The organism is Actinokineospora cianjurensis, from assembly GCF_003663795.1.
GTDB classification, from domain to species: Bacteria; Actinomycetota; Actinomycetes; order Mycobacteriales; family Pseudonocardiaceae; genus Actinokineospora; species Actinokineospora terrae.
The window spans coordinates 511,182-534,330 of sequence record NZ_RCDD01000003.1 but is presented as its reverse complement, the minus strand read 5'-3'; the positions used below and the strand labels follow the sequence as shown (position 1 = coordinate 534,330).

The 23,149-nt window shown below is 70.1% G+C and carries 21 protein-coding genes; 9 read left to right on the top strand and 12 right to left on the bottom strand.

Features of this window, described 5'->3' with window-relative positions; translation table 11 throughout:
• Positions 1–171 precede the first annotated feature (171 nt).
• The gene (locus tag CLV68_RS22005) at positions 172–1,647 is read left to right on the top strand and encodes a hypothetical protein (RefSeq protein WP_147460105.1); all 1,476 of its coding nucleotides are present in this window, start codon (positions 172–174) and stop codon (positions 1,645–1,647) included.
• Between the two features lie 441 nt (positions 1,648–2,088).
• On the opposite strand, the gene CLV68_RS22000 is transcribed toward CLV68_RS22005, so the two are convergent.
• The 6 genes from CLV68_RS22000 to CLV68_RS21975 all read right to left on the bottom strand — a co-directional run bounded on the left by CLV68_RS22000 (position 2,089) and on the right by CLV68_RS21975 (position 7,511).
• Entirely contained in the window at positions 2,089–3,636 is a 1,548-nt protein-coding gene (locus CLV68_RS22000) for a Helicase associated domain protein (protein ID WP_170224515.1), read from the bottom strand.
• Positions 3,629–3,949, bottom strand: a complete 321-nt coding sequence (locus CLV68_RS33460) for a hypothetical protein (RefSeq protein ID WP_147460104.1) — start codon at positions 3,947–3,949, stop codon at positions 3,629–3,631. The genes CLV68_RS22000 and CLV68_RS33460 overlap by 8 nt, the downstream gene beginning before the upstream one ends.
• 587 nt (positions 3,950–4,536) lie before the next feature.
• Positions 4,537–4,995, bottom strand: coding sequence for a hypothetical protein (locus tag CLV68_RS21990; RefSeq protein WP_121392777.1), 459 nt, complete (start codon positions 4,993–4,995; stop codon positions 4,537–4,539).
• Positions 4,996–5,214: 219 nt separating this feature from the next.
• The gene (locus tag CLV68_RS21985) at positions 5,215–5,937 is read right to left on the bottom strand and encodes a VOC family protein (protein WP_121392776.1); all 723 of its coding nucleotides are present in this window, start codon (positions 5,935–5,937) and stop codon (positions 5,215–5,217) included.
• Between the two features lie 96 nt (positions 5,938–6,033).
• Positions 6,034–6,933: an AraC family transcriptional regulator gene (locus CLV68_RS21980; protein ID WP_121392775.1), complete on the bottom strand. Its 900-nt coding sequence runs from the start codon at positions 6,931–6,933 to the stop codon at positions 6,034–6,036.
• A gap of 17 nt (positions 6,934–6,950) precedes the next feature.
• Positions 6,951–7,511, bottom strand: coding sequence for a TetR family transcriptional regulator C-terminal domain-containing protein (locus CLV68_RS21975; protein WP_246010038.1), 561 nt, complete (start codon positions 7,509–7,511; stop codon positions 6,951–6,953).
• 35 nt (positions 7,512–7,546) lie between these two features.
• On the opposite strand from CLV68_RS21975, the gene CLV68_RS35915 reads away from it, so the two are divergent.
• Complete coding sequence (locus CLV68_RS35915) at positions 7,547–7,867, top strand: alpha/beta fold hydrolase (protein ID WP_342772800.1); 321 nt, start codon at positions 7,547–7,549, stop codon at positions 7,865–7,867.
• Positions 7,868–7,883: 16 nt separating this feature from the next.
• Here CLV68_RS35915 and CLV68_RS21965 read toward each other — a convergent pair whose 3' ends face one another.
• Entirely contained in the window at positions 7,884–11,963 is a 4,080-nt protein-coding gene (locus tag CLV68_RS21965) for a tetratricopeptide repeat protein (protein ID WP_147460103.1), read from the bottom strand.
• Between the two features lie 70 nt (positions 11,964–12,033).
• Here CLV68_RS21965 and CLV68_RS21960 point away from each other — a divergent pair, with 70 nt between their 5' ends.
• Positions 12,034–12,807 (top strand): pentapeptide repeat-containing protein, encoded by a 774-nt coding sequence (locus CLV68_RS21960; RefSeq protein ID WP_246010036.1) that lies wholly within the window; start codon positions 12,034–12,036, stop codon positions 12,805–12,807.
• Here CLV68_RS21960 and CLV68_RS21955 read toward each other — a convergent pair whose 3' ends face one another.
• Entirely contained in the window at positions 12,808–13,707 is a 900-nt protein-coding gene (locus CLV68_RS21955; RefSeq protein WP_147460102.1) for a hypothetical protein, read from the bottom strand. It abuts the gene before it with no gap.
• 202 nt (positions 13,708–13,909) lie between these two features.
• Between CLV68_RS21955 and CLV68_RS21950 the strand changes: the two genes are divergently transcribed.
• Genes CLV68_RS21950 through CLV68_RS21935 form a run of 4 tightly spaced genes read left to right on the top strand, consistent with a single transcriptional unit; the run spans position 13,910 to position 16,615 of the window.
• Positions 13,910–14,254: a YciI family protein gene (locus CLV68_RS21950; protein WP_121392771.1), complete on the top strand. Its 345-nt coding sequence runs from the start codon at positions 13,910–13,912 to the stop codon at positions 14,252–14,254.
• Positions 14,251–15,420 (top strand): RNA polymerase sigma factor, encoded by a 1,170-nt coding sequence (locus CLV68_RS21945; RefSeq protein WP_121392770.1) that lies wholly within the window; start codon positions 14,251–14,253, stop codon positions 15,418–15,420. The genes CLV68_RS21950 and CLV68_RS21945 overlap by 4 nt, the downstream gene beginning before the upstream one ends.
• Positions 15,421–15,462: 42 nt before the next feature.
• Positions 15,463–16,242, top strand: a complete 780-nt coding sequence (locus CLV68_RS21940; protein WP_121392769.1) for a HipA family kinase — start codon at positions 15,463–15,465, stop codon at positions 16,240–16,242.
• Positions 16,226–16,615 (top strand): DUF3037 domain-containing protein, encoded by a 390-nt coding sequence (locus CLV68_RS21935; protein ID WP_121392768.1) that lies wholly within the window; start codon positions 16,226–16,228, stop codon positions 16,613–16,615. Before CLV68_RS21940 ends, CLV68_RS21935 begins: the two co-directional genes overlap by 17 nt.
• 16 nt (positions 16,616–16,631) lie before the next feature.
• Here CLV68_RS21935 and CLV68_RS21930 read toward each other — a convergent pair whose 3' ends face one another.
• The 3 genes from CLV68_RS21930 to CLV68_RS21920 are packed head-to-tail and all read right to left on the bottom strand — an operon-like array spanning position 16,632 to position 19,933.
• Entirely contained in the window at positions 16,632–17,861 is a 1,230-nt protein-coding gene (locus CLV68_RS21930) for a UbiD family decarboxylase (protein WP_170224514.1), read from the bottom strand.
• Positions 17,858–18,544 (bottom strand): beta/alpha barrel domain-containing protein, encoded by a 687-nt coding sequence (locus CLV68_RS21925; protein ID WP_121392933.1) that lies wholly within the window; start codon positions 18,542–18,544, stop codon positions 17,858–17,860. Before CLV68_RS21925 ends, CLV68_RS21930 begins: the two co-directional genes overlap by 4 nt.
• Positions 18,545–18,577: 33 nt before the next feature.
• Positions 18,578–19,933: a TrpB-like pyridoxal phosphate-dependent enzyme gene (locus CLV68_RS21920; RefSeq protein WP_121392766.1), complete on the bottom strand. Its 1,356-nt coding sequence runs from the start codon at positions 19,931–19,933 to the stop codon at positions 18,578–18,580.
• Positions 19,934–20,335: 402 nt separating this feature from the next.
• Between CLV68_RS21920 and CLV68_RS21915 the strand changes: the two genes are divergently transcribed.
• Complete coding sequence (locus CLV68_RS21915; protein ID WP_121392765.1) at positions 20,336–20,926, top strand: TetR/AcrR family transcriptional regulator; 591 nt, start codon at positions 20,336–20,338, stop codon at positions 20,924–20,926.
• 106 nt (positions 20,927–21,032) lie between these two features.
• Here the strand turns inward: CLV68_RS21915 and CLV68_RS21910 are convergent, their stop codons facing one another.
• Positions 21,033–22,505 carry an aminotransferase-like domain-containing protein gene (locus CLV68_RS21910; protein WP_121392932.1) on the bottom strand — a complete coding sequence of 491 codons (1,473 nt, stop codon included), beginning with the start codon at positions 22,503–22,505 and terminating at the stop codon, positions 21,033–21,035.
• 75 nt (positions 22,506–22,580) lie between these two features.
• On the opposite strand from CLV68_RS21910, the gene CLV68_RS34145 reads away from it, so the two are divergent.
• A complete protein-coding gene (locus tag CLV68_RS34145) occupies positions 22,581–22,733 on the top strand; it encodes a hypothetical protein (RefSeq protein WP_170224513.1) in 153 nt (50 codons plus the stop codon).
• Positions 22,734–23,149 lie beyond the last annotated feature (416 nt).

Genomic DNA, 23,149 nt, shown 5'->3' with positions numbered 1-23,149 from the left:
TCGACGCCCCACGGTCGAGTGACGATCACTCAACAGGGAACGGCCAAGCAACGACGAGGATCTCCGCCGGGTGTCGGCAGGCCCGCTTCCAAACATGAACCGTCAGTGTGGTGTTGTGTTCGTTCCGTGATAGTCGTAGGCGGTGTGCACGCTGATAGAGGGGGTTCTGGGATGACATCCATCCAGTACGTGAACAAGATCAACCGGGCCGAGCTGGCGGCGCTGCTACGGGTCAAGGACCGCGACCTGGACAGGTTGACGCGGCGGCTTGGTCTGCCCGCGCCGATCGGGACCGACGCGGAGGGGACGTGGTGGTCCCACGATCAGATCCGCGCATGGTTGGCCGAGACCGGCTACCTGCCCGCGCGTGGGCTGTTGGTGGAGTGGTGGCCCGACGCGACCGAGCCCGCCGCGTACCTGGGCGCCGAGGTGGTGCGCCGGGACGCGCTGGCCGCCGGGCCGTCGGCGGTGCTACACCGGTGGAGGACCGGGCCGGGCGTGATCGTGGTGGTCTGGGAGACCGCGCGAGGGCGTGTCCGCGATGGCGAGATGGCGGAGTGGGCCCCGGACGCGGACGCCTTCGTGGTCGCCGGGTGGGACTGGGGCGCCTACGGGCCCAGCCTGTGGGCGCGTACGGGCGACGAACGGCAGCTCGAGGCGACCGAGATCGAGTGGTCGCGCCTGGCGCGGGTGCTTGGTCGCCCGGTGCCGTTCTGGCCGAGCCGGCTGCGCCACCCCGACCTCATCCATGGCTGGACCCCGGGCGACCCCGTGGTCCGTCACGTCGGGGTGCTCGGCCTCGACATCACCCCGCTCACGCGCATGGCGCTGCTCTACCCCGACGACCACGTCGCGCACCGCGCGCTGATCCACTCCGCCCGCGTGATCGCCAACCGCGGGGACGCCGGCGACTGCACCGACCTGCCCATCCTGGCTGAGCGCCTGGCCGATGAAAGCCTCAGCGGCGAGCACATCATGCTCGCCGCCGAGGCCGCGCCCAACCCCGCCCGCGACGAACCGGTCCTGGACGAGACCATCCGCCGCGCCGGGTGGCGCGAGGTCCTGCACCGCGAGGACCGCCTCGCCCAGGAGTGCGTCGAGGTGATGCTCGCCTCAGGTGGCGGCAAGGACTGGGCACACGCCCACACCATCACCATCCCCGCCAACCCTTACGGCGCGGAGTTCCTCGCACGGCTCGAACCCGCACCACCCCGTGCCCTCTACCACGGCCTCGACCCCCACCGGCGCACCACGGCGATGATCGACCCGCGCACCGACATCCCCGTCGCGGTCCCCGTCGAGGAGTACAAGGAGTTCGAGGAGATCCGCGCGTTCGCCACTCACCGGCTGCCCACCACGAATCCCCTGGCCGAGCTGATCCTCGACGGCCCGATCTGGGTCCGCACCGACAACGGCGTGCTCTACCCGGCACCCCAGGACGCCTACTACGGCCTGAACTGGGGTTACAGCGGAAGCGGCCCCCGTGTCCTAGCCGCCCTGATCACGGCCCTGCTCACCGACATCACCGCTCGCGGCGCCCGCCTCGACGACCCGGCCGACGATGGCCTGATCACCTTGTTCCGTAGGAAGATGCCTAATGGCACCGTACTGACCCGCGCCGAGCTCCAGGCCGCACTCACGACCTGAGGGCCACAAGTGCGACGAGGCTGGCCCAGCCGGACATCACTTGACGGGGTCGATAAGCACGATCCGCCAGGTGCGGGTGCGTCCGGCGGTTTGCCATGGCCGGTCCAGGCCGGGCCGGGTTGGGGCGGGGCGGTGGCCGGGGTCGGCGGGGCGACGAACCGGGCACCCTGAGCGATCAGGGTGTGCGCGGCGGGCAGCGCGGTCGCCAGCACGACGCCCCGCACGAGGTCGTAGGTGGAGGCTTGCACGCCACCGAGGGGCACCTGGTTGGTGGTGCCGGTGGAGCGGGCGCGGGAGTAGCGACGGCCGGGTCGCTGATCGCCGCGCCGAGGGTGGGCTGTGCCAGGTGAGGGTACGTACAACGTGTCCGATCATCGTCGGTAGGCCCTGTTTGTGAGGCGGCCCGGCTGAAAGTGGACCGCCCCGCAAACCTGATTGGCTCTACCGCCACACCATGCCGATCTGGTTCAGCAGCTCGATCTCTTCCATTGTGATCACGCCCGATGACGGTGACACCTCGCCACGCAAGTGACGTCGGTACCGGTGGCGTTGGTGAAAGACCCACAACCCAAGCTTGATCCCGGTCATCGGATCAACGTACGACCTCGACATCTTCAACGTGCCGCGATCACGGAAATATCGCTCCGCAACCTCGTACCTCTTGGCCCAGGCAACCTTCCGAGGGTGCCAGATCATTCCGATTGACTCCAACTCGGCGATCCGATCGGGCAACAGTTCGCCAGCCCGGTAGTCGCTGCGTCGATTGAAAACCCACTCTCCCAAGCGGAATCCCTCGGGGCCCGGACTGGCATAGGTTCGGGGCACTCGGAGATCGCCGTGAGCTGCGATGTACTGACGAGCGGCGGCGATAGCGTGCGGCCATCCGTTCGTCACCGTGGAAGCCAGTGTGGACCTGCCGTTTCGTCGCGGCAGCATAGGGGTCAGCACGATGCCTCCCGCTGCCGCGGATCCGGACACGAACGGGTGATCCTCGCCCGTCAGCGCCTCCAGCGCCGCGGCGATCTCCCAGATATCGGCCTTCGTATAGTTTGCGGTAATACCTTCGCGGTAGAGCGCTCGCGTGGAATGACCGGCATATGCCCGCGCCACCGACAACCCGAAGTTGCGCTCGACCCAGGTGAGAGTCGTGTGACGGATCCAGTGGTTGGTGATTCCCAACTTCGCCACCACGGGCACCTGCTTGCCGATACCCTGCCACATCGAAGCGAAGTCTCGATACGACACAGGCAGACCGGTGAAGCGCCGCAGCACGAAATCATCCGGATCGGACGCTCCGCGTTCGCGGGCGTGGCGCACCATCCACCTCGCCAGAGTCGGTGTCACCGGTTGCCAGCGTTGCGTCCCACCCTTCTCCCGCAGCAGGACCACGGCCTGCTTCTCGTCGACATCGCCCAGTCTGATACTGATCATCCCGCCGCTGCGGGCCGCGCTCTCCAAGGCCAACCGCAGGATGAGCTGATAGAGGTCCGGGTCGTATCCCATCTCGCCCGCGACGTGCTGGATTCGCTCCCATAGCTCAGGTCGGATCGCGTACCTGTCAGGCTCGGGTTTACGCGGTTTGGTGACGTGGTTCATGGGGTTCTGCTCGCCACGCAGGTGTGTCGCCCCGACGGCGTAGTTGAAGACGAATCGAAGCGCCCCGAACATGTTGATCGCGGCACTAGCCCCTGGATCGCTGGAGGTTCGTCTGACCTGAGCGGTGGTCTGGGTGTGGGCCAGCAACTCCCGCACCTGATTCGGGCTGACCTCGTGGAGGCGGAGCTCACCCCACATCGCCTGCACTCTGTTCCAGTAGCTGCGGTAGGCAGTGAGATGCGCCTCCGACGCTGCTTGCCTCACCGCCGGCATGACCTCAGCGAAAGTCGGGATGACTCGAGACGATCGGTCGTCGTCGACCAGGTCCTGGGTGCTGACACCCACCCGCTCCATCAGCTCCAGCACCATGCCGACGTCGTCGCGGCTACTCACCCCCACCCCACGACGGGGCCTCGCTATCGGTGCCTTGCGAGGTGTGGAGGGCCACGAGGTCCCGGGCATCCGGCAACGCCTGCTCCAGTATCCCGAGTCCGAAGACACCCAGGACCTGCACGTGCGGTTCGACGACCAACAGCACCTGCTCGCAGTCGAGGAAACCGCATCGCCTGCGGATGCGTGCGGGGATGGCAACCATCGCCCTGCACGTCAGCGTTGTCGTCCCCACCGCCGACTTCTCGACAATCGCGACGCCGTTGCCACCACAGACCTTCACCCGCGTGCCCGCGCCCCAACCGAGTGCGCGCATGAGGCGCCGCTCCGCGAGGCGCCCCGACTCGTCGAACGCCGCGATCGCGTACAGGTTTACCGGCCGGGCCCGCTCGATCGGGGCGTGACCGACAGCCGGCGCCGCCGTGCGCCGAAGGTCGAGAACGCGAGGTCTTCCCAGATGAGTTGGCCGCTGGGGGGCTGCCTGTCCGGATCGCGTCGGCTCGGGATCGCCTGGAGGCCTGACAAGACGGAACGGAGCACTCCGACCGAACTCGTCAATATCACTCACCGTGACCACCGCCGAGATGCCTCGGATCGGTCACTCAGCGGGCGTGCGGCAGACTGCCTTGCGTTCGAACTGGGGATGAGTCCCGTAGAAGCGTGGTCAAGACGCTCTCTTGACCGATCCCACCCGCTGGAAGTGCGACACGCCGCCGCGAGATGATCATGCCTGGAGCGCGATCCGACCACGCACTGGTCCTATCGCGGCGGCAGGGCCGTGCCGGTGAGCCACTCCTCGACCGCGCCCGCTCTACCGAGAGCTCGCGAACGGTTCCGGACCACCCGCGTGTTCCGGCGCCGCGGCGCCCGGCGCACTGGATCAGCCGGGCGCCGCGCCGGACCTCAGCAGGGGGTGACGTACCAGACCGGCGTCCAGTTCACGCTCGGCAGGAAATCGTAGGCGGTGGAAGTCCAGAGCGTTTGTTGGCTGCTGTTCTTGAAACGCGAGATGGTGCCAGTCGATTGGTTGTTCTCGAGTGCGCCATTGCCGACCCAGTTCGGCAGGGCGTAGGTGCCGCAGTAGTAGTAGGCGACCGAGTCGTTGCTGTCGTAGGCCCACAGGCAGAGCCAGTCGAACGAGCACGGCTTCGGCGCCCTGGTCTCCCCGGTGCCGAGGCGGAGCTCGCCACCGGGGATGCGGATCGTGGTCGGTGAGGTCTGCACGCTGCCCGGGAACTCGGCCAGGTAGCGGTTGGCACGTGCCTGCAGCGCGTCCTGACCTGGTGCGGCGCCCGCGGGCAGCGCACTGCCGACCACCATGGTGGCGACCGCGACCAGGGCAACACAGAGAATGCGGAACATCCGCGACAACATACTTCCCCCAGGAATTAGTGTTATCTCGACTATTCGACGTTAGCACCCACCTGTGGGCGGTGTCTTCGGCCGTATGAGCTAATGGCCGCGTGGAGGCGGCAGCTTCTTCCGCGCATCACCGAGGCGGTCTTGACCCGTACCCCACAGCTTCTGTTCGCCGCGGGTAAATCTCGGACCGGTGGGGCAATTGACGGTCGTCTGGACGCGCTAGCGGGGCGTCAGCACGCAGAACTCGCGGCCATCCGGGTCGACCATGACCACCCAGTCCACGTCGCCCTGCCCGATGTTCGCTCGGCGCGCCCCGAGTGACACCAGTCGCTCGACCTCCGCTGCCTGGTCGCCGCCCGCGGGTGGGGCGATGTCGAGGTGCAGCCTGCTCTTGCCGACCTTGGGCATCAGCGGCGGACCGCCCCAGGTGAACTTCGGACCGCCGTGCGGCGCCCGGATCGCGGTCTCCTCGTCCTGGTCCCACACCAGCGGCCACCCCAGCGCCGCGCTCCAGAAGTACCCGACTCGCTGGGATCCGTCCCCGGCCAGCGCGCCGATGAACCCGCAGTCGGCGAGGAAGTTGTTGCCCGGCTCGATGACGCAGAACTCGTTGCCCTCGGGATCGGCGAGCACCACGTGCTCCTCCTCCGGCAGCTGCCCGATGTCGATATGCCTACCGCCGAGCTCCAGCGCCCTCGCGACGGTCCGCTCTTGGTCTACCAGGGACGCACTGGTCAGATCGAAGTGCGCGTGATTCTGACCGGACTTCTTCGTGTCCGTGGGCAGGAACCGGATCCGGAACCCACTGTCATCAGCAGGCAACAACGCCACACCGTCTTGGGGGTCGTCCACTAGGTCCCACCCCAGCACCCCTGCCCAGAACCGCCCGACCACCGCTGGCTCGTTAGCGTCCACACAGAGCGCGACCAAGTGACAAGTCATGCAGCTCTTAGCCTTCCGAGACCAGGGCACCTCTCGCGCCCTCCGGAGAGGCCCACGCTAGATGCCCTGGTAACGGCCACGCAAAGGAATTGGCTGCTACGCCGGTTCGATCGGTAGCCACAACTCGCAGGTGGCGGTGCTGAAGTCGTCGGCGCGGTCGAGGATTGTGAGAATGGAGGGGCCGGGGCGGAGGCGCCAGGGGTTGGCGGGGAACCATTCGGTGGCGGTGGCGGCCCAGGTGTCCTGCAGGGCTTGTGGGTACAGGCCCTCCGAGCGGAAGACGGCCCATCGGCCCGGGTGGACGTCGATGGTGTCGAGGTCGTCGGGGGTGGGGGTGTCCTGGGTGATGGCGACGCCGTGCAGGTAGGTCAGTTCGGTGCCCTCGGCGCTGTCGGGGTCGATGTCGTCGGTGACCTGGAGCAGGCCGGCCGGTTCGGTGTCGCCGAGGGACTTGAGCCGGACGTGGGCCTGCGGAGGCAGGGCGGTGATGTGCCGCTGGATGTGCGGGTTGACGCCCCGGTGGATGAGCGGGACGCGGGCGGCGTGCCCGACGAGGCGGAACGCGGGGCGGTCGACGACGCGGGTGTCCATGGGTGAGCTCCCTTCGACGGTCAGGCGGAACCTGAGCTGTGGTTGTGCGCGGAGGGGACCCCCGTCCCGGCGGACCTCGCCGGGGGTGGCGCCGTGGACCGCCCGGAACGCGCGCCCGAACGCCTCGGTCGAGCCGTACCCGTGCCGGACCGCGATGCCCAGCAGGTCGCCCGAGCCCCGGATGACCTCGGCGGCCGCCACCGTCATCCGGCGGCGCCGCACGTACTCCGAGAGCGGCATGCCCGCTAGCGACGAGAACATCCGCCGCAGGTGGTACTCGGTCGTGCCCACCGCCGACGCCACCTCGGCCACGTCGAACTCCCCGACGAGACCGTCCCCGGCGAGGTGGCCCTCGACGAGATGGTCCTCGACGAGGTCGACGAGCCGGTTGAGAGCCGAGATCACGGGGCCTCCTTCCGCCGTCAACCCTGCCCGGCCGCACCCCCGCCGCGCCCGACCGTTGTGGACCGATCCGATCCGAACAGCTGGTCCAGCCGGTGCTCGACGAGCGCCGTCGCCCGATCGGTGTCGTAGGCCCTGATGAGCATGCCGGTGAGCAGCCCACCGGCCATGGTGGCCAGCGCGTCGGCCTCCAGCGCGGGGTCGAGGTTCGCCGGGACCCGTTCGCGCGTTTGGGCCTTCTGTAGCTGCTCGGTGAGCGCGCGCACCAGATGCGGTACGAGCGCCTCCTGCTCTGGGTCCTGACTGCCGCGGGTTACGTCAACGGCGAAGTACGCGATCTGCACCGCACCGAGCACACGGCCACGTTCGTCCGTGGGGAGCACACCGAGCAGGTAGGCCCTGATCACCGCCCGCTCGTCCCCGGTCTCCAGCGCCCGCGCGATGCCGACGCCAGCGCGTTCGCCACCCAGCTCGGCCACCCGCTGCCAGCCGAACCGCAGCATCTCCTCCTTGGTCGGGAAGTAGTACTGGACCAGGTTCATCGAGATGCCCGCCTCCGCCGCGACCGCACGCAACGTCACCGCCTGAACTCGGCCACTCGGTCCAGACCCGCCCCCTGGAGACCGACGACGACCTGGCCGACTGGCTCACCGACCTGCTCGCGGGCCTCGGCCACGACGAGGTCCACCTCGTCGGCCTCTCCCGCGGCGGCTTCCTCGCCCTCAACCTCGCCCTCCGCACACCGGCCAGGATCGCGAGCGTCGTGGCCGTCGAACCGGGCGGTTTCCGCTGGATCGGCACCAGGTTCATTCTCTGGAGCTTCCTGGAGATCTTCCGCTGGCCGCTGCCCGCCCCGGTCCTGCGCCTCATCGCCACCGGCGACCCCGCGATCCGCTCCCGCATCCTCGCCCTGACCAACCCGGCCAACACGCCCTGAGTAGGCCGGGAAGTCCTCACTCCCGGCGGGGGAGTTGGCCGGTGGGACCGGTGGTCACGGTGAAGCGGCCGGGGCCGAAGGTGACCTGGCCGGTGGGGCCGGGGGAGATGGGGCCGGTGCCTGCCTGCAGGTCCGCTTCGAAGCCGGGGAGCTTGAGGCGGATCAGGGAGGGCAGGAGCACGGCGATGGTGAACAGGCCCACCAGGATCGGTGTCGTGGTGGTCAGCATGACGGCGGTGACCTTGGTGGTGGTGAAGAAGGTGATCCAGAGGGTGGCCAGCAGCGCGATGGAGACCACGGCGACCGCGTAGCCGCCCCAGATCGCTGGGGCTACCGCCTTGAGTTCGCGTTCCAGCAGGTGGAGGTTGCGTTGGGCGTCAGCGTGGCCGGGGTCGCGCTTGAGGCACTCGCGTAGGTGTGAGAGGGCCCGTTGGCGATACCAGAAGCGGCCTCGGGCATCGGCGGCTAGAGAACCCATGCGGTGGTGGGCCACTCCGGCGACGAAGTGCGGGTCGGCTTCCTTGTCGGGGGCGGTCTCGAGGGCGCCTTGGGCGTGAGCGTATGCCTCGGCGTGAAGGTCGGCGTTCTGTTGCTTGTCGCCGCGTTGGACTAAGAGGCGGGCTATGGCGAGGTTGGTGCGCCAGCGGGCCGGGGCCTCTTGGCGTAAGAGGGCCGCGCGCAGAGTGGACTCAGCTTCTGCTTCGTCACCCGCTTTCGCTAGTGCCTGCGCGGCACCGATAGCGGCTGCCCCGGAGGCAGGGTCAACGGCGAGTGCCTGACGGAACTCGCGCTCTGCCTCCGGGAGACGGTCCGTGCGCAACAGCAACGCGCCCAACTCCACATGCGCCGCCGCGTCGTACCAATCCCGCGAGATGGCCTGGTTCAGCTCTACCTCAGCCTCTTCATAGCGTCCCATCTGGACATAGAGGGCACCGAGATCGGCGTGGCTGCCGTGGTACGGGTCGATGTCCAACGCGCGCTTGAAGTGGTACTCGGCGGAAGCGAGTTGGCCCTGCCGGAACGCGGCGACCCCTAGACAGATTTGCGCCGACGGGTCATCACGCAGCTTGACCAGTTCCGCCGCGATCGCCTCCCCCTCCCGCCATCGGCTTACCCCGTCCTGCCTGGTCAACGCCCACGCCAACGCGAGCCGATACGCGAAGTCCGTCTTGGGCAGCAGCCGGAACTCGGCCTCCGCCGTCGCGTGGTCGCCCGCGCTGAACGCCACCCAGCCCAGCCCGTAGCGGGCCGACCGGCGCTCCCGCTCGTTCACGGCGTCGTCGAGCAGGTCCTGGAACACCCGCCGCGCGTCGGCCGACCGGCGTTCGTCGTGGTGGATCCACCCCAGTTCCGCCCGCGCGTCCCTGCGGTGCGGGTGCGTCCTGATCACGCCCATCGTGACCCGCTCGGCCTCGCCGTACCGCCGCAGCGACCGCAGGGTCGACGACAGCGCCACCCCGCAGTCGGGGTCGTCCGGCACGTCCCGCATCGCCGCGGTGGTGCACTGCGCGGCGGCGTCGAACGCCAACCGATGCTCGTGCACCTTCGCCAGCGCCAACTGGAGCCCGAGGTTCGACGGCTGCCGCTCCTGCGCGGCCCGGATCACCCGCTCCGCCTGCTCGACCCGGTGCAGCCGGAACAGCGCCAGGATCTTGTGGTCCACCGCGTCCGAGTCCCGTGGGCTGATCTCCAACGCCCGGTCGGCGGCCACTAAGGCGCCCTCGGCGTCGTCCAGTTCTAGCCTCAGCCAGGCGTCGGTTGCGTGGACATCGACGTTGTCCGGCCTTAGCGCTAACGCGGCAGCGGCAGCAGCCTGAGCGTCCGCGAGCCGATCCGCCTTGTGTAGAAGCCACACGCGCGTAGTCAGAGCCCACACGTAGCGGGGTGCGGATCCAAGAGCCTGTTCGCACCAGGCGATCGCGCCCTCGTCGTCCCCCATGTCGGACGCGAGCCAGGCGCGGGTGACGAGCCCGTCGGCGTCAGGCGAGCCGCCGAACGGCTCCCACGTCGCCAGCGCCTCGTCGAACCGCCGCGCGTACCGCAGGAACTGGATCAGGCTCTGCCGCGCCCACAGGTTGCTCGGTGACAGCGCGACCGCTCGCCGCCCCAGTTCCGCCGCCGCGCCCTCGTGGCTGAGCATGCTCCTGAGCCACGCCACGCCCAGCAGCACGTTCGCGTCGTCCGGGTGCGCGGCGACCGCCTCGTCGGCCAACGCCCTCGCCTCGGCGAAGCGGTGCGCGTTCGCCAGGTAGCTGAGGTGCCTGCGCAGCGCCCAGGTGTACTCGGGCAGGTCCGCGCGCACCCGGGTGACGATGGCGATCGCCTCGGGGTAGCGCCCCTCCGAGTGGAACACCTCGGCCTTGGCCATGCGGAGCGTGATGCTGTCCGGCTGGTCGACCAGCGCCTCGTCAGCCACCTTGTGCGCGTCCGCGAACCGGCACAGGTAGCGCAAACAGTCGACATGCTTGACCAACAAGGATGTGTTGGTCGGGTCGTCAGCCAAAGCCTTCTCGGCTTGGGCCAACGCGTCCTGATAGCGGTCGTGCGCCATGTAGGCGTTGATTGCCGCTAGCTGCAAGGCCGCTGAGTCAGGGTGAAGAGAGAGACCGCGCGAGGCAGCCTCACAGGCATCTCCATACCGAGAGAGGTAGCGCAGATAGTCGACGCGGCCGGCCAGAGCACTCGCGTGATCCGGGCGCACGGCCAGCGCCCGGTCGACGAGTTCCAGTGCCTTGCTCTCGTCGTCGAGGCCGCTGTGGTGCGCCGCCGCCACGACATTGATCTCGACGTCGTCCGGACGTCGGCTCAGCGCGACCTGTACCGCCTCGGCTACCTCCGCCGTGCGCCCTGCCTTCTGCAGGTGGCTGACCCGTGTCCGTAGCAGGTTCGAGTGCAGCGGGTGCGTCTCCAGCGCGCTCGCCAGCACCTCAAGCGCTCGGTCCGGCTGTTTCGCCTGCTGGAAGGTCGTCGCCGCGGCGATCGCGGTCCACGGACTCGGCGGTCGCAGCCGCAACGCCTCCTCCGCCGCGGTGACCGAGTCGGCCAGTCTGCCCGCCAGCCGCAGGATCGCGATCCGCGAGTTCACCGCCTGGCCGTTCCTGGTGTTCAGCCGCACGACTTCGGCGATGGCGGTGACCGCGTCGTCGTCATCACCGTCGCGCAAGGCGAGCCACGCGGCCGTCAGCCGGGCCGAGGCGGCCCGCGGGCGCAGCGCGATCGCCTTGCCCACCGCGGTGGCCGCCGCCTCGTGGCGCAGCCGGTAGCTCTCGAAGTCGGCCAGGCTGCACAACGCCCAGTTGGACCGCGGGTCGAGCGCGATCGCGCGTTCGGCCAACGCGACGGCCTCGCCCTCACGGTCCTGGATGCTGAACGTCCACGCCGCCGACACCAGCAGGTCCCCCGCGCGCGGGAACCGCTCGATCGCCCTGGCCTCCCACTCCTGGGCCTCGGTGAACCGCGACATCTCGACCAGCGCCGTGCCCCGGTACTGGTAGGGGTAAGAGAAGTCCGGATCGAGTTCGATCGCCGCGTCGAAGTGGGGGAGCGCCTCTTGTGGGGCGTCACGCTTGAGGTGGATCTGCCCGAGCGTGTGGTGGCACTTCGCGACGGTCGGATACTCCGCCACCAGCCGCTCGCCAGCGATAACCGCCTCAGACCACCGATAGAGGTCGGCGAGTCCCAGTGCGTACCAGCGAGCGGGACGCCAGTCGGATGGCGACAGGGCTGCCGCGGCGGCATACAGCTCTAGTGCTTCTTCCTCGTAGCCGCTACCGGAGTAGGCGCGGCCTAGCGCGACACGGGCCAAGGCGTGCTCCGGGAAGCGTTTGATGGCCTCCAGGCCGAAGGCGATCGCGTCCCCGTAGGCACCCGACTGCGATAAGGCCACCAGATGCCAGGTAGAGATCGAGGGGTCCTCTAGCTGCCGTGACGTGAGCTCAACTGCGTCATCCTCCCGGTTCATCGCGAGCAAGACCCTCACGTGGGCGACGACCGCCTGGGGATCGTGCGGGGACTCGGCCAAGGCCCGCTCACTCGCCGCCAGAGCGGTGGGGAGTTCCCAGCGACGACGGAGGAGGTCGATGTCGGCAGTGGTCACGGCGCCCCTTACGCTCGGTATCCCATCTGGTCGTGAACCCTCTCACGTTCCGTTACCGCACGGGAGCGCTGTGCCAAAAACGCAAGATCCCTTCGGTGCGCTGCGCGCGGATTGCGCCAACTGCCACGCGTTGTGCTGTCGGGTACCCGCGTTCTCCGCCTCCACGGACTTCGCCATCGACAAGCCCGCGGGCCGCGCCTGCCCCAACCTGCTCGCCGACCACCGCTGCGGCATCCACGACCAGCTCCGCCCCAAGGGCTTCGTTGGCTGCACGGTCTACGACTGCTTCGGCGCGGGTCAGAAGGTCACCCGGGTCGCGCCGGAGGCCGCCCAGACCGTGTTCCCGGTGATGCGCGACCTGCACGAACTGCTCTGGTACCTCACCGAGGCCCGCGGGATCGCCGCCGCCGCACCGCTGCGCGCGGACCTCGACCGCGCACTCGCCGAGACCGAGGCACTCACCGACTCGGACCCGGCCGCGCTGCGGTCGCTCGACGTGCCCGCGCACCGGCACAAGGTCAACGCGCTGCTGCTCAAGGTGAGTGAACGCGCCCGCGCGGGCAGCCGGGGCAAGGACCACCGCGGCGCGAACCTGATGGGCGCCCGATTCCGCCGCGCGGACCTGCGGGGCGCGAGCCTGCGCGGTGCCTACCTGATCGGCGCGGACCTACGAGAGGCCGACCTGCGCGGAGCGGATGTCATCGGCGCGGATCTCCGCGGCGCCGACCTCAGAGGCGCGAACCTCACCGGCGCCCTGTTCCTCATCCAGTCACAAGTGGACTCCGCGCGCGGCGACAAGACGACCAAGCTGCCTACGACCTTGTCGCATCCGCGGCACTGGTGACTACGGGGCGAACCTCTTAGGCCCGACCAACGCGGCAGCGCCGATCAGCACGTAGCCGACAACGGGACCGAAGGCACCCACGCTCAGGTTGTCGAGACCGTCGGCCAAGTCGGCCACCGCGGCCACGTGCACGCCCGACAGTGCCAACAGGATCAGACCCGCGACCCGCCGGAACATGCTCACCGCGGTCTTCAACACGAAGATGACCACGACGGCCACCCCGACCGCGGCCACGGCCACCACCACGTCCCGGGTGCTGAAGTCCTTCTCGACGCCGAACAGGCCGGTCATCGGCCCCACGCCGAAGCGCAGCAGCAGGAACCCCACCCCGAGCAGCACCAGACCGGCCCACACGACCTTCATCGCGACCGACTCGAGCACCGCGGAGAACGACAGCAGCACGCCGAGCACGACCAGCGGGTAGCTGAACAGCACCACGTACCAGTCGCCGAAGCCGTGCGGCTGGCCGTCCGACAGGTCACCCACCAGGCTGACCAGCGACTTCGGGTCACCGCCGTGCGCGATCCACGGCAGCAGCGTCAGGCTCAGCAGCTGCACCAGCGATCCCACGATGGCCAGCACCAACCCGACACCCGGGATCCGGCGCGGCCCCGACGACCGCGACGGTGGCGCTGCCTGCCGCTGTGGAGCCTGAGCGGGCCGCTGCGCCGGTTGCGCTGACTGCTGCTGTGGCGCTGCCGGGCGCTGCTGGGGTTGAGCGGGCGGTCGCTGCCCGCCTGCCGGACGGCCACCCTGGTCGTACCGTGGCTGTTCATAGCCGGGCTGCTCGTACCCCTGCTGCCCATACCCCGGCTGCCCATACCCGCCTTGCTGGTACCCGCCCTGCTGCTGGGGGTAGGGCTGGTCCTGCTGACCGGGCCGGTACGGGCCGCCGCCCACGGGCGGACCGTAGCCACCCTGGTTCGGGAACCGGGGGTCGTGTGGCGGCGGTTGCGACATGAGCGAACCGTACAGTCAGGACCGCTCGAAAACAGCCGTCCCCGAGGTGTCGATCCGCGACATAGCCGTTCGTGTAAGAGGTGCGGGTAGTCAAACCCGCCAGAAACCGGACACGCACCGGTCCAGACCCGGAGGAACCGACATGACGCAGTACCTGCTCAGCATCCAGCAGCCCGACGGCGACCCGCCCCCGCCCGAGATCCTCGACCCGATCATGCGCGACCTCGCGGCGTTCAACGCGGACCTCCGGGCGGCCGGGGCCTGGGTGTTCAACGCGGCCCTGCACCCGGCGCACACCGCGACCGTCCTGCACCCCAAGGACGGCGACGTCCTGGTGACCGACGGGCCCTACGCGGAGGGCCGTGAGCACGTCGGCGGGTTCTGGGTCATCGAGGCGCCCGACCTCGACGCGGCGCTGGCGTGGGGTCGCCGGGCAGCGCTGGCGGTGACGTTGCCGATCGAGGTCCGGCCCGTGGCAGGCGGGTGAGCGTCGAGCGGGTCTTCGCCCGGGAGTACGGGCGGGCGGTGGCCGTGCTGACCCGCGTCCTCGGCGACATCGACCTCGCCGAGGACGCGGTCCAGGACGCCTTCGCCCAGGCCCTGCGCACCTGGCCGGAGCGGGGCGTGCCGCCGAGCCCGGCCGGGTGGATCATCACCACCGCCCGCAACCGGGCCGTCGACCGGCTGCGCCGCGAGGCCGACCGCGACGACCGGCACGCCCAGGCCGCCCTGCTGCACGCCACGACCGAACCAGTGCAGGAGGGACCCGTGCGCGACGACCGACTGCGGATGGTCTTCACCTGCTGCCACCCGGCTCTCGCCCGACCCGCGCAGGTAGCGCTAACGCTGCGGCTGCTCGGTGGGCTCACCACCGCCGAGATCGCCCGCGCGTTCCTGGTCCCCGAGCCGACCATGGCCCAGCGGTTGGTCCGGGCCAAGGGGAAGATCCGCGCCGCGCGGATCCCGTACCGCGTCCCCGCCGACGCCGACCTCCCGGAGCGCCTGCGGTCGGTGCTCGCCGTGGTCTACCTCGTGTTCACCGAGGGCCACGCCCGCCGCCGCGCCGACCTGTGCGACGAGGCCATCCGGCTGGCCCGGCTGCTGGTGGAGTTGATGCCCGACGAGCCGGAGGCGCTCGGGCTGCTCGCCTTGGTGCTGCTCACCGATGCCCGTCGCGCCGCGCGGGTGGACGACGCGGGCGCGCTGGTGCCGCTGACCGAGCAGGACCACGCCAGGTGGGACCACGCGATGATCGCCGAGGGCCATGACCTCGTCCGACGGTGTCTCCGCGTCGGCTTGCCCGGTCCGTACCAGATCCAGGCCGCGATCAACGCCGTCCACACAGACCCACCCACCGACTGGATCCAGGTCGTGGCGCTCTACGACCAACTCCTCGCGGTAGCTCCGACGCCGGTCGTCAGGCTCAACCGTGCGGTGGCGGTCGCTGAGGTATTCGGCCCTGGCGAGGCTCTCGCACTGGTCGAGGAGTTGGACCTGGACGGTTACCCGGTCTTCCACGCGGTAAGAGCCGATCTCCTGCGGCGACTGCGTCGCGCGCCGGAGGCGGTTGCCGAGTACACCCGCGCGATAGACCTGACTTCGGACGACATCGAGCAGGTCCACCTACGTCGCGTGCGGGATGCCCTGGGTTGACCAGGTGGCGCGGTGGCGGCGGTCGCACGGCATGATTCGGGAGTGCCATCGCCGCTGCGTGCCGTCTCCGCCACCCGGTATGTGACCCCGCTGCGTGAGGGCGGATCGCTGCCGGGGCTGGTGGAGGCCGACGACCTGGGCATGTACGTGCTCAAGTTCCGCGGCGCGGGCCAGGGCCTCAAGGCGTTGGTGGCCGAGGTCGTGGTGGGGGAGTTGGCGCGCGCGTTGGGCCTACCGGTGCCGGAGATCGTGCTCATCGACCTCGACCCGGAGCTGGGTAGAGCGGAACCGGACGAAGAGGTGCAGCAGTTGCTGCGCGTCAGCGGTGGCCGCAACCTCGGCTTGGACTACCTGCCCGGATCGTTCGACTTCACGCCGCTTGTGCGCGACCCCGGACCCGATCTCGCCGCGCGGGTCCTGTGGCTGGACGGTCTGGTTCTCAACGTCGACCGCAGTTGGCGCAACCCGAACCTCTTGCTCTGGCACCGCGAGGTATGGCTCATCGACCACGGTGCCTCTCTCTACTTCCACCACCGGTTCGCCGAGGGGTGGCAGCCCGCGCCGACCTACCGGTACGACGCGGCCGACCACGTCATGCTCCCGGTGGCGGGCTCGGTCACCGAGGTCGACGCGGAACTGGGCCCCAAGGTGTTGCCCGTGCTCGACGACGTCCTCGCGCTGGTCCCCGACGACTGGCTCGACGACGTGTTCGGCACACCTGACAGGACCAGGGCGGCCTACCGGGCGTACTTCGAGGCAAGGCTGGCGGACGCGCCGCGCTGGGTCAGTGAGTTGGAGGCGGCTCGTGTCGCACGTGTTTGAGTACGCGCTGCTGCGGGCCATCCCCAGACAGGACCGCGGCGAGGCCATGAACGTCGGCGTGCTGCTCTACTGCGCCGACCTGGCCTACCTGCGGTGTCGCACGCACGTCGACCCCGACCGCCTGCGTGCACTAGACCCCGACCTGGACGTCGACACCCTCGCGGCCGCGCTGACGCTCTTGTGCGGAGCGTGCGACGGTAGCGACAAGCGCGCGCCGGTCACCGGTATCTCGCTCGGGCAGCGCTTCCGCTGGCTCACCGCGCCCCGCAGCACCCTCGTGCAGACCTCACCCACCCACACCGGCCTCACCACCGACCCCGACGCGGACCTGGAACGCCTGTACCAACGACTGGTGCTCCCCGTAGGGGCCTAGCGGCTGACACGTGGGCCTAGCGGGACTGGGACGCCGTGCGTCCGAACGGGACGGTGGCGTCCACGAACGCACGCCCACGGGACCACTCGGACCGGTGCGTGCCCCTGGTCGCGATCGCCCACAGGACGTCCTCCGCGCGGGAGATGTCCACGTCGTCGTCGGTGAAGACGATCAGCTCGCCGTGCTGGTGGTGTTCGAACACCCGGCGCGCGATCTCGGAGAGCCGGTGGTCGTCGTCGGGGCACCGCTTGTGCACGGAGATCACCAGCAGCAGGGTGCCGCCCGCCGGGCTGTGGTGGACGTCGGTGACCAGGTCGTCGCCGAGCGCGTGCGCCACGGACAGCGCGCCTGCCAGGCCCAGCACGACCGAGCGCTCCCGGCCCGTCTCCAGCAGCGCGTGGTAGGTCGGGTCGGGCCGCGTCGTCATCGCCGTCACCGTCAGCACCGGGTGGCCGCCGCTCACCGTGTCGTCGAGGTGGCCCTCCAAGACGATCTCCGAGTCCGCCAGGATGGTGGTACTGACACCTGCAGACAGCGCTAGAGGCGCACCTGCGAGCGCCCCGGCCATGGCGGGCCTACCTGCCGGCCACAGCGGTGACGCCAGCGTGGCTGCCACCATCGCCGCAGGTGGCGGGCCCAGGTTCACTGACACCGCGAGCCGTTCCCCAGCAGCCATCGCATCCGCGTGTAGAGCACGCAGGCCGCCCTCTTGCCCCATCCAGAGCGTCAGGTGCGTCTTGTCCAACACCACCATGCGGTGCGCCGACATCGAGGTGACCCCGCACTGGTTCGCGTAGACGACCCCCATCGTGATGCTGGGCCTGGCGCTGCGGCAGGGGAGTACTGGCAACGTGTCCATGTCTACCTCGGGCCAACGCTCCCTCGGGCGCATCACGTACACGGGTGACGCCGCCGCCCTGGCCAACGCGGCCACAGACTCGTGGTTCGCCCGGTCGGGCAGGCCAGGTAGGCAAGACCGGACACGGTTGACGTCACCGTAGAACCCCAGCGTCACCGGGATCAGTGAGTCCGACACCCGGTACCGGACCACTGTCTCCGACCGCGACGACAGCTTCGCGGGGACACCGGTGGACCGCTCGGTGAAGTCGGCCGCGATCTCGTGCCGCTCGAACACCCGGCCTGCCAGCCGGTGCTCCTCCAGCGGCACCCTGCGCACCGCGGCACGCAGGGACAACGCGGTCGGCTCGTCGGCGAGAGGGGATCGCGGCGCGGGGATCGCCGTCACCTCGGCGCCACGGTGAGCCGGGACAACCAGGTCGCGGGATCAGGGGAGCGCAAGAGACCCGTTCCGACCAACACCGCCACGAACCCCGCGCGCACCAACCTCGCGGCCTGCGCGGGATGGTCGATGCCGCTGGCGCTGACCGGCGCCAGGCAGCCAGTGGCCCGGATGGCGGGCAACAGGCGTTCGCTGCGACTCAGGTCCGCCGGACCCCGTTCATGAACCTGGATGTCCTTGTTGTTCACCGCGATCACGCACTCGTCGGCGTGCGGTACCGCGCTGACCTCTGCCTCGTTCACCACCTCGACGAACGGAGTCAGCCCTAACACCAACGCCTTGTCGACCAGCGTGGCCAGTACCCGCTGCGGCAACAACGCCGCAGTCAGTAGTACCGCTGCCGCACCGAGTTCACGTGCCTGGATCAGTTGAGCCTCTCTCGTCAGGAAGTCCTTCTGCAGTACCGGCAACCCGCACCGCGCGGTCACGTCGGACAACAGCCGCAGGTCACCGCCGAACCACCGGCCCGTCACCACCGACAGGCACCCCACCCCGGCGGCCTCGTAGGCGGCCGCGATCGCCACCGGCGACCGCTCACCCACCAGCGACACCCCGTCCGCCGCCCGGACCTTCACCTCCGGGATCACCGGGATCGCGGCGCCCACCACCGCGTGGATGAACCTGCTCATCGCCGCCACCCGGCCACCACGGCGCCCACACCGTCAGACATCCGGTAGCTCCGCCAGCGCGGCGGTCATCTTGTCCGCCTCGAACCGCCCGTCTCGCAGGGTGCCCGACAGGTAGTCCTCGTAGGCGCCCAGGTCGAAGTGCCCGTGCCCGGACAACCCGAACAGGATCGTCCGGCTCACGCCTTCCTCCCGGCACCGCAACGCTTCCCGGATCGCGACCTCGACCGCGTGGGTCGACTCCGGCGCGGGCACGATTCCCTCCGTACGCGCGAACCGGACCCCCGCCGCGAAACACGCCGTTTGCGCTACCGCCACCGGCTCGATCAACCCCTGCGCCACGGCCTCACTCACTAGAGGCGCCATACCGTGGTATCGCAACCCGCCTGCGTGCAGCGGCGGTGGGATGAAGCCGTGCCCCAAGGTGTACATCCGCAGCAGTGGTGTGAAACCGGCTGTGTCGCCGAAGTCGTAGGCGAGCGTGCCCTGCGTCATCGACGGGCACGACGCGGGCTCGGCGGCGATCACGTGAACCGACCGACCGCCGCTCAGTTGCGCCCCGAGGAACGGGAAAGCCAACCCGCCGAGGTTGCTCCCGCCGCCCGCGCACCCCACAACCACGTCCGGATAGTCATCAGCCATGGCGAACTGCGCGATCGCCTCTTGGCCGATGACGGTCTGGTGCAACAACACGTGGTTGAGGACGCTGCCGCCCGCGTAGTTCGTGGCCGGGTCGTTCGCCGCGATCTCCACCGCCTCCGAGGCGGCGATACCGAGACTGCCGGGGGAGTCGGGGTCTCTGGCCAGGATGGCCCTACCGGTCTCGGTCTCGGTGCTGGGACTGGCCACGCACCGAGCGCCGTAGGTCTGCATCAACATCTGGCGGTAGGGCTTCTGGTCGAAGCTGAGCCGAACCATGTAGACGCTGACATCCAGGCCGAACAGCGCGCCTGCAAGAGCCAGCGACGACCCCCACTGGCCCGCGCCCGTCTCCGTGGCCAGCTTCGTGATCCCGGCCTGCTTGTTGTAGTACGCCTGGGCGATGGCCGTGTTCGGCTTGTGGCTGCCGGTAGGGCTAACGCCTTCGTACTTGTAGTAGATCCGCGCGGGTGTACCCAACGACCGCTCCAGGCCACGCGCACGGATAAGCGGAGAAGGCCGCCACCGCGCGTAGATCTGGCGCACCGGCTCGGGTATCTCCACCTCCCGGTCCAGCGTCAACTCCTGCCTGGCCAACTCCTCGGGCACGATCGCCAACAGGTCATCGGAGGTGATGGCCCTACCGGACGCCGGGTGTCGAGGCGGGGCCAGGTCGGGCAGGTCGGCGGCGAGGTTGTACCAAGCGCGCGGGATGTCCGCCGCGCTGAGCGAGAACTGCACACGGTCGATCATCGGACGGCTCCAAGGTGTCGGTCGCTACCGCTCGGCTCGCGCGACCGCGAGCCGCGACACAGGCCCACCGGCACCCTCCTCGCGCTCGCCGCGCCGACCCGGCGCGGTATCCACAGTGGACTATCCGGCGTCGGAGCACGTCCTGCCGCTCAAGCTAGGGCCGGGGGTGGGGGCCGGACATGGGTGCGGGCTACCCAGATTCGCCCGGGCCTGCGGCGCCGAGCGCTACCACGTCCCCCGGTCAGGTGTCGCCCAGCTGGGCGGAACGCGGGAATGGGCGTGGTTTCCACCCAGGACCCGAATGGTCCGACCACTGCCGAGGGTACCGGGGTACCACCCCGTTGACGGCCCGGTACGATTCGGGGGACAACCCCGCGGAACCGCGCGACGGAGGAACCCCCAGTGGCGTCCAAGCCAGCCCCGCAGCAAGTCCCGGTCGAGGAAGCCCTGCCCGAGAAGGGGATGCGGGCGCACGCCAAGCGCAACCACGAGAAGCTGCGCGCCGCCGCCGGGATCGTGGTCGCCGAACAGGGCGCCGACGCCTCCCTCGAGGAGATCTCCCGCCGCGCGGGCCTCGGCTCGGCCACCCTCTACCGGCACTACCCGACCCGGATCATCCTGCTCGACATCGTCTTCCACGACCGGGTCGACGCCCTGGTCGCCGAGACCACGCCGCTGCTGACCGCCGCCGACCCCGGCGACGCGCTGGTCGGCTGGCTGCGCACCCTGGTCCGGCACTTCACCGCCCACCTCGGGCTGGCCAAGTTCCTCGCCATGGCCGAGGGCGCCAAGGACCTCACCAGCGCGCACGCCCAGGTCCGCGAGATCGGCAAGAAGGTGCTCGGCCGCGCGCAGAAGGCGAAGGCGGTCAACCCCGACGCCACGCTCGCCGACCTGCTGCGCCTGGTGAACGCGATCGTCGCGGCCGCGGAACGCGAACCGGCGACCGTCACCCGACTCCTGGAACTCGCCATCGCGGGTGTGCGCGCCTAGGTCCTCGGCGCCACGCCGAGAGCCGTCCCCTTAGACCAACCTCTCGGGCCAACCTCTTGGACCAACGGAGTCTCTTCGGGCGGAGCCGCTGGACCAGCAGGGCCTCTTAGACCACCGGGGTCGAGTCGGTGACCGGGCCGTGTCGCTGCAGGTCCGCCCACGCGCCCGCCAGCCTGCGCACCAGTTCGGTGATCACCTCGATCGGGAAGCTGAACGGCACCCGGATGTGGTTGTCGTGCGCGCCGGTCGGGTCCGTCGCCGAGCCGGGCACCGCCTCCACCCCGTGCCGCAGCGCCACCTGGGCGAAGATCTGCGCGCTGGTGTCTGGCAGCTCCACCCACAGCGCCGACCCGCCGTCCGGGGTCCGCCACCGCCAGCTCGGCAGCTGCTCGGCCAGCAGCGCCCTGGTGTGGTCGAGCCGGGCCCGCGTGGTGGCCGCGCGGGTCGCGGTGATCTCCTCGAGCCGCGGCAGCAGCCGGGCGGTCAGCGCCTGGTCGAGCACCGGGCTGCCCAGGTCGGCGCGCACCTTGTAGCGGGCGAGCCTGGTCACGATCGCCGACGGGCCGCGCACCCAGCCGATCCGCAGCCCGCCCCACACGGACTTGGCCACCGAGCCGACGCTGAGGATCTCGGCGTTGCCCCTGGCGAACGCGCCGATCGGCGGCGGCGCGGCACCGGTGCGGCCGTGGAAGCCGCTGTAGGCGTTGTCCTCCAGCACCGGCACGTTGTACCTGGCGGCCAGTTCGGCGACCCGTCTTCGGCGCGCGGCCGACATCATCTGCCCGGTCGGGTTGTGGAAGGTCGGCATCAGGTAGGTCAGCACCGGCCGCTCCTCGGCGAACACCGCGGCCAGCCGGTCCGCGCGAACGCCCTCGTCGTCGAGCGGCACCCCGACCAGCCGCGCCCCGGCCGCCCGGAACACGTCCAGGCACCCCGGCCAACTCGGCGACTCCACCACGACGGTGCTGCCCGGCCGCAGGTACATCTGCGCGACCAGCCCGATGACCTGCTGCGCGCCGGTGGTGATGAGCACCTCGTCGGCGTCGGTGGGCAGGCCGACCGCGGTGTAGTGCTCGGCGACGGCGGCCCGCAGCGGCGGGTAGCCCCTCGGGTGGTAGCCGACGTCGGTCATCAGCTCGGTCAGCTCGCCGCCGTCGGCCAGGTCCCGGTACACCTCGGCCAGTTCCGGCGCCGCGGGCTCGATCGCCATCGCCAGCGAGATGATCGGGCCGGGGCCGTCGGCCAGCCGCTGGAAGATCGAGGTCGCCCGGCCGCCGGGCACCCGCCCGTGCGCGCCGTTGACCCTGGGGCGCGCGCTCACCCGGGTGCCGCTGCCGCGGACGCTGTCGACCAGGCCCTTGCCGCGCAGTTCGTCGTAGGCAGCGACCACCGTGGCCCTGCTGACGGTGAGCAGCTTGGCCAGGTCGCGCTCGGAGGGCAGGCGCTCGCCCGCGGGCAGGTCGCCCACCTCGATGCCCTTGGCCACCGCCCCGGCCAGTTTGCGGTAGAGCGGACCACCCGCGGTCGTCCAGTCGCCGAGCAGCTCGACCAGGCTGTGCGCGTCGGAGAGGCGGTCCATGATCATCAAGGTACCGGTCCGGGGCGGTTCGACACCGGTCCACTTCGGGCTGTATTGGACTGGTCCCCGGGGTGGATGGCGGAAACCGGCCGATCCGCGGGCGACCGGGCGTTCCCGCTGGAGATCGCGGCTGTCGCCGCGCTGATCGGCGACTCGGCGGCCGGGATCGCGGCGCCGGTCCACGGGGGTCGCGCCGGACCCCGGATCACGTCGCCGAGACCGGGCTGAGATGATCGACGCCGTGCCGAACCCGACCCCGAGTCCCGCACCCCGACCGCCCGCGCCCAGCCCGGTACCGCACGCGGCCACCGTCCGGTTCGCCCCGGTGGCCACTGCCGCACCGGTGATCCCCACCCAGCAGGTGCCGCCGCAGAGAGTGCCACCGCGCCAGTCGTCCGTGGACCTGTTCACGCCTCAGCGGGACCTGTTCACCCCTGTCGTGCCCCCCGGCCCTGACGTTCCCCTTGACGGTGTCGTCGCACCCCCCGCGAGCGTTTCACCTCCTGGCCCCGTTCCCGCTATCGGTGCCGTGCTCGCTCCTGGTCCCGCACCGGTTTCTCCGAGCCCGGTGCAGGTCATCGCGCCCGTTGAGCCTGCCTCGACCGTTGACGTCGAACCGCCTGTAGCGCCGGTCACGCCAGTGG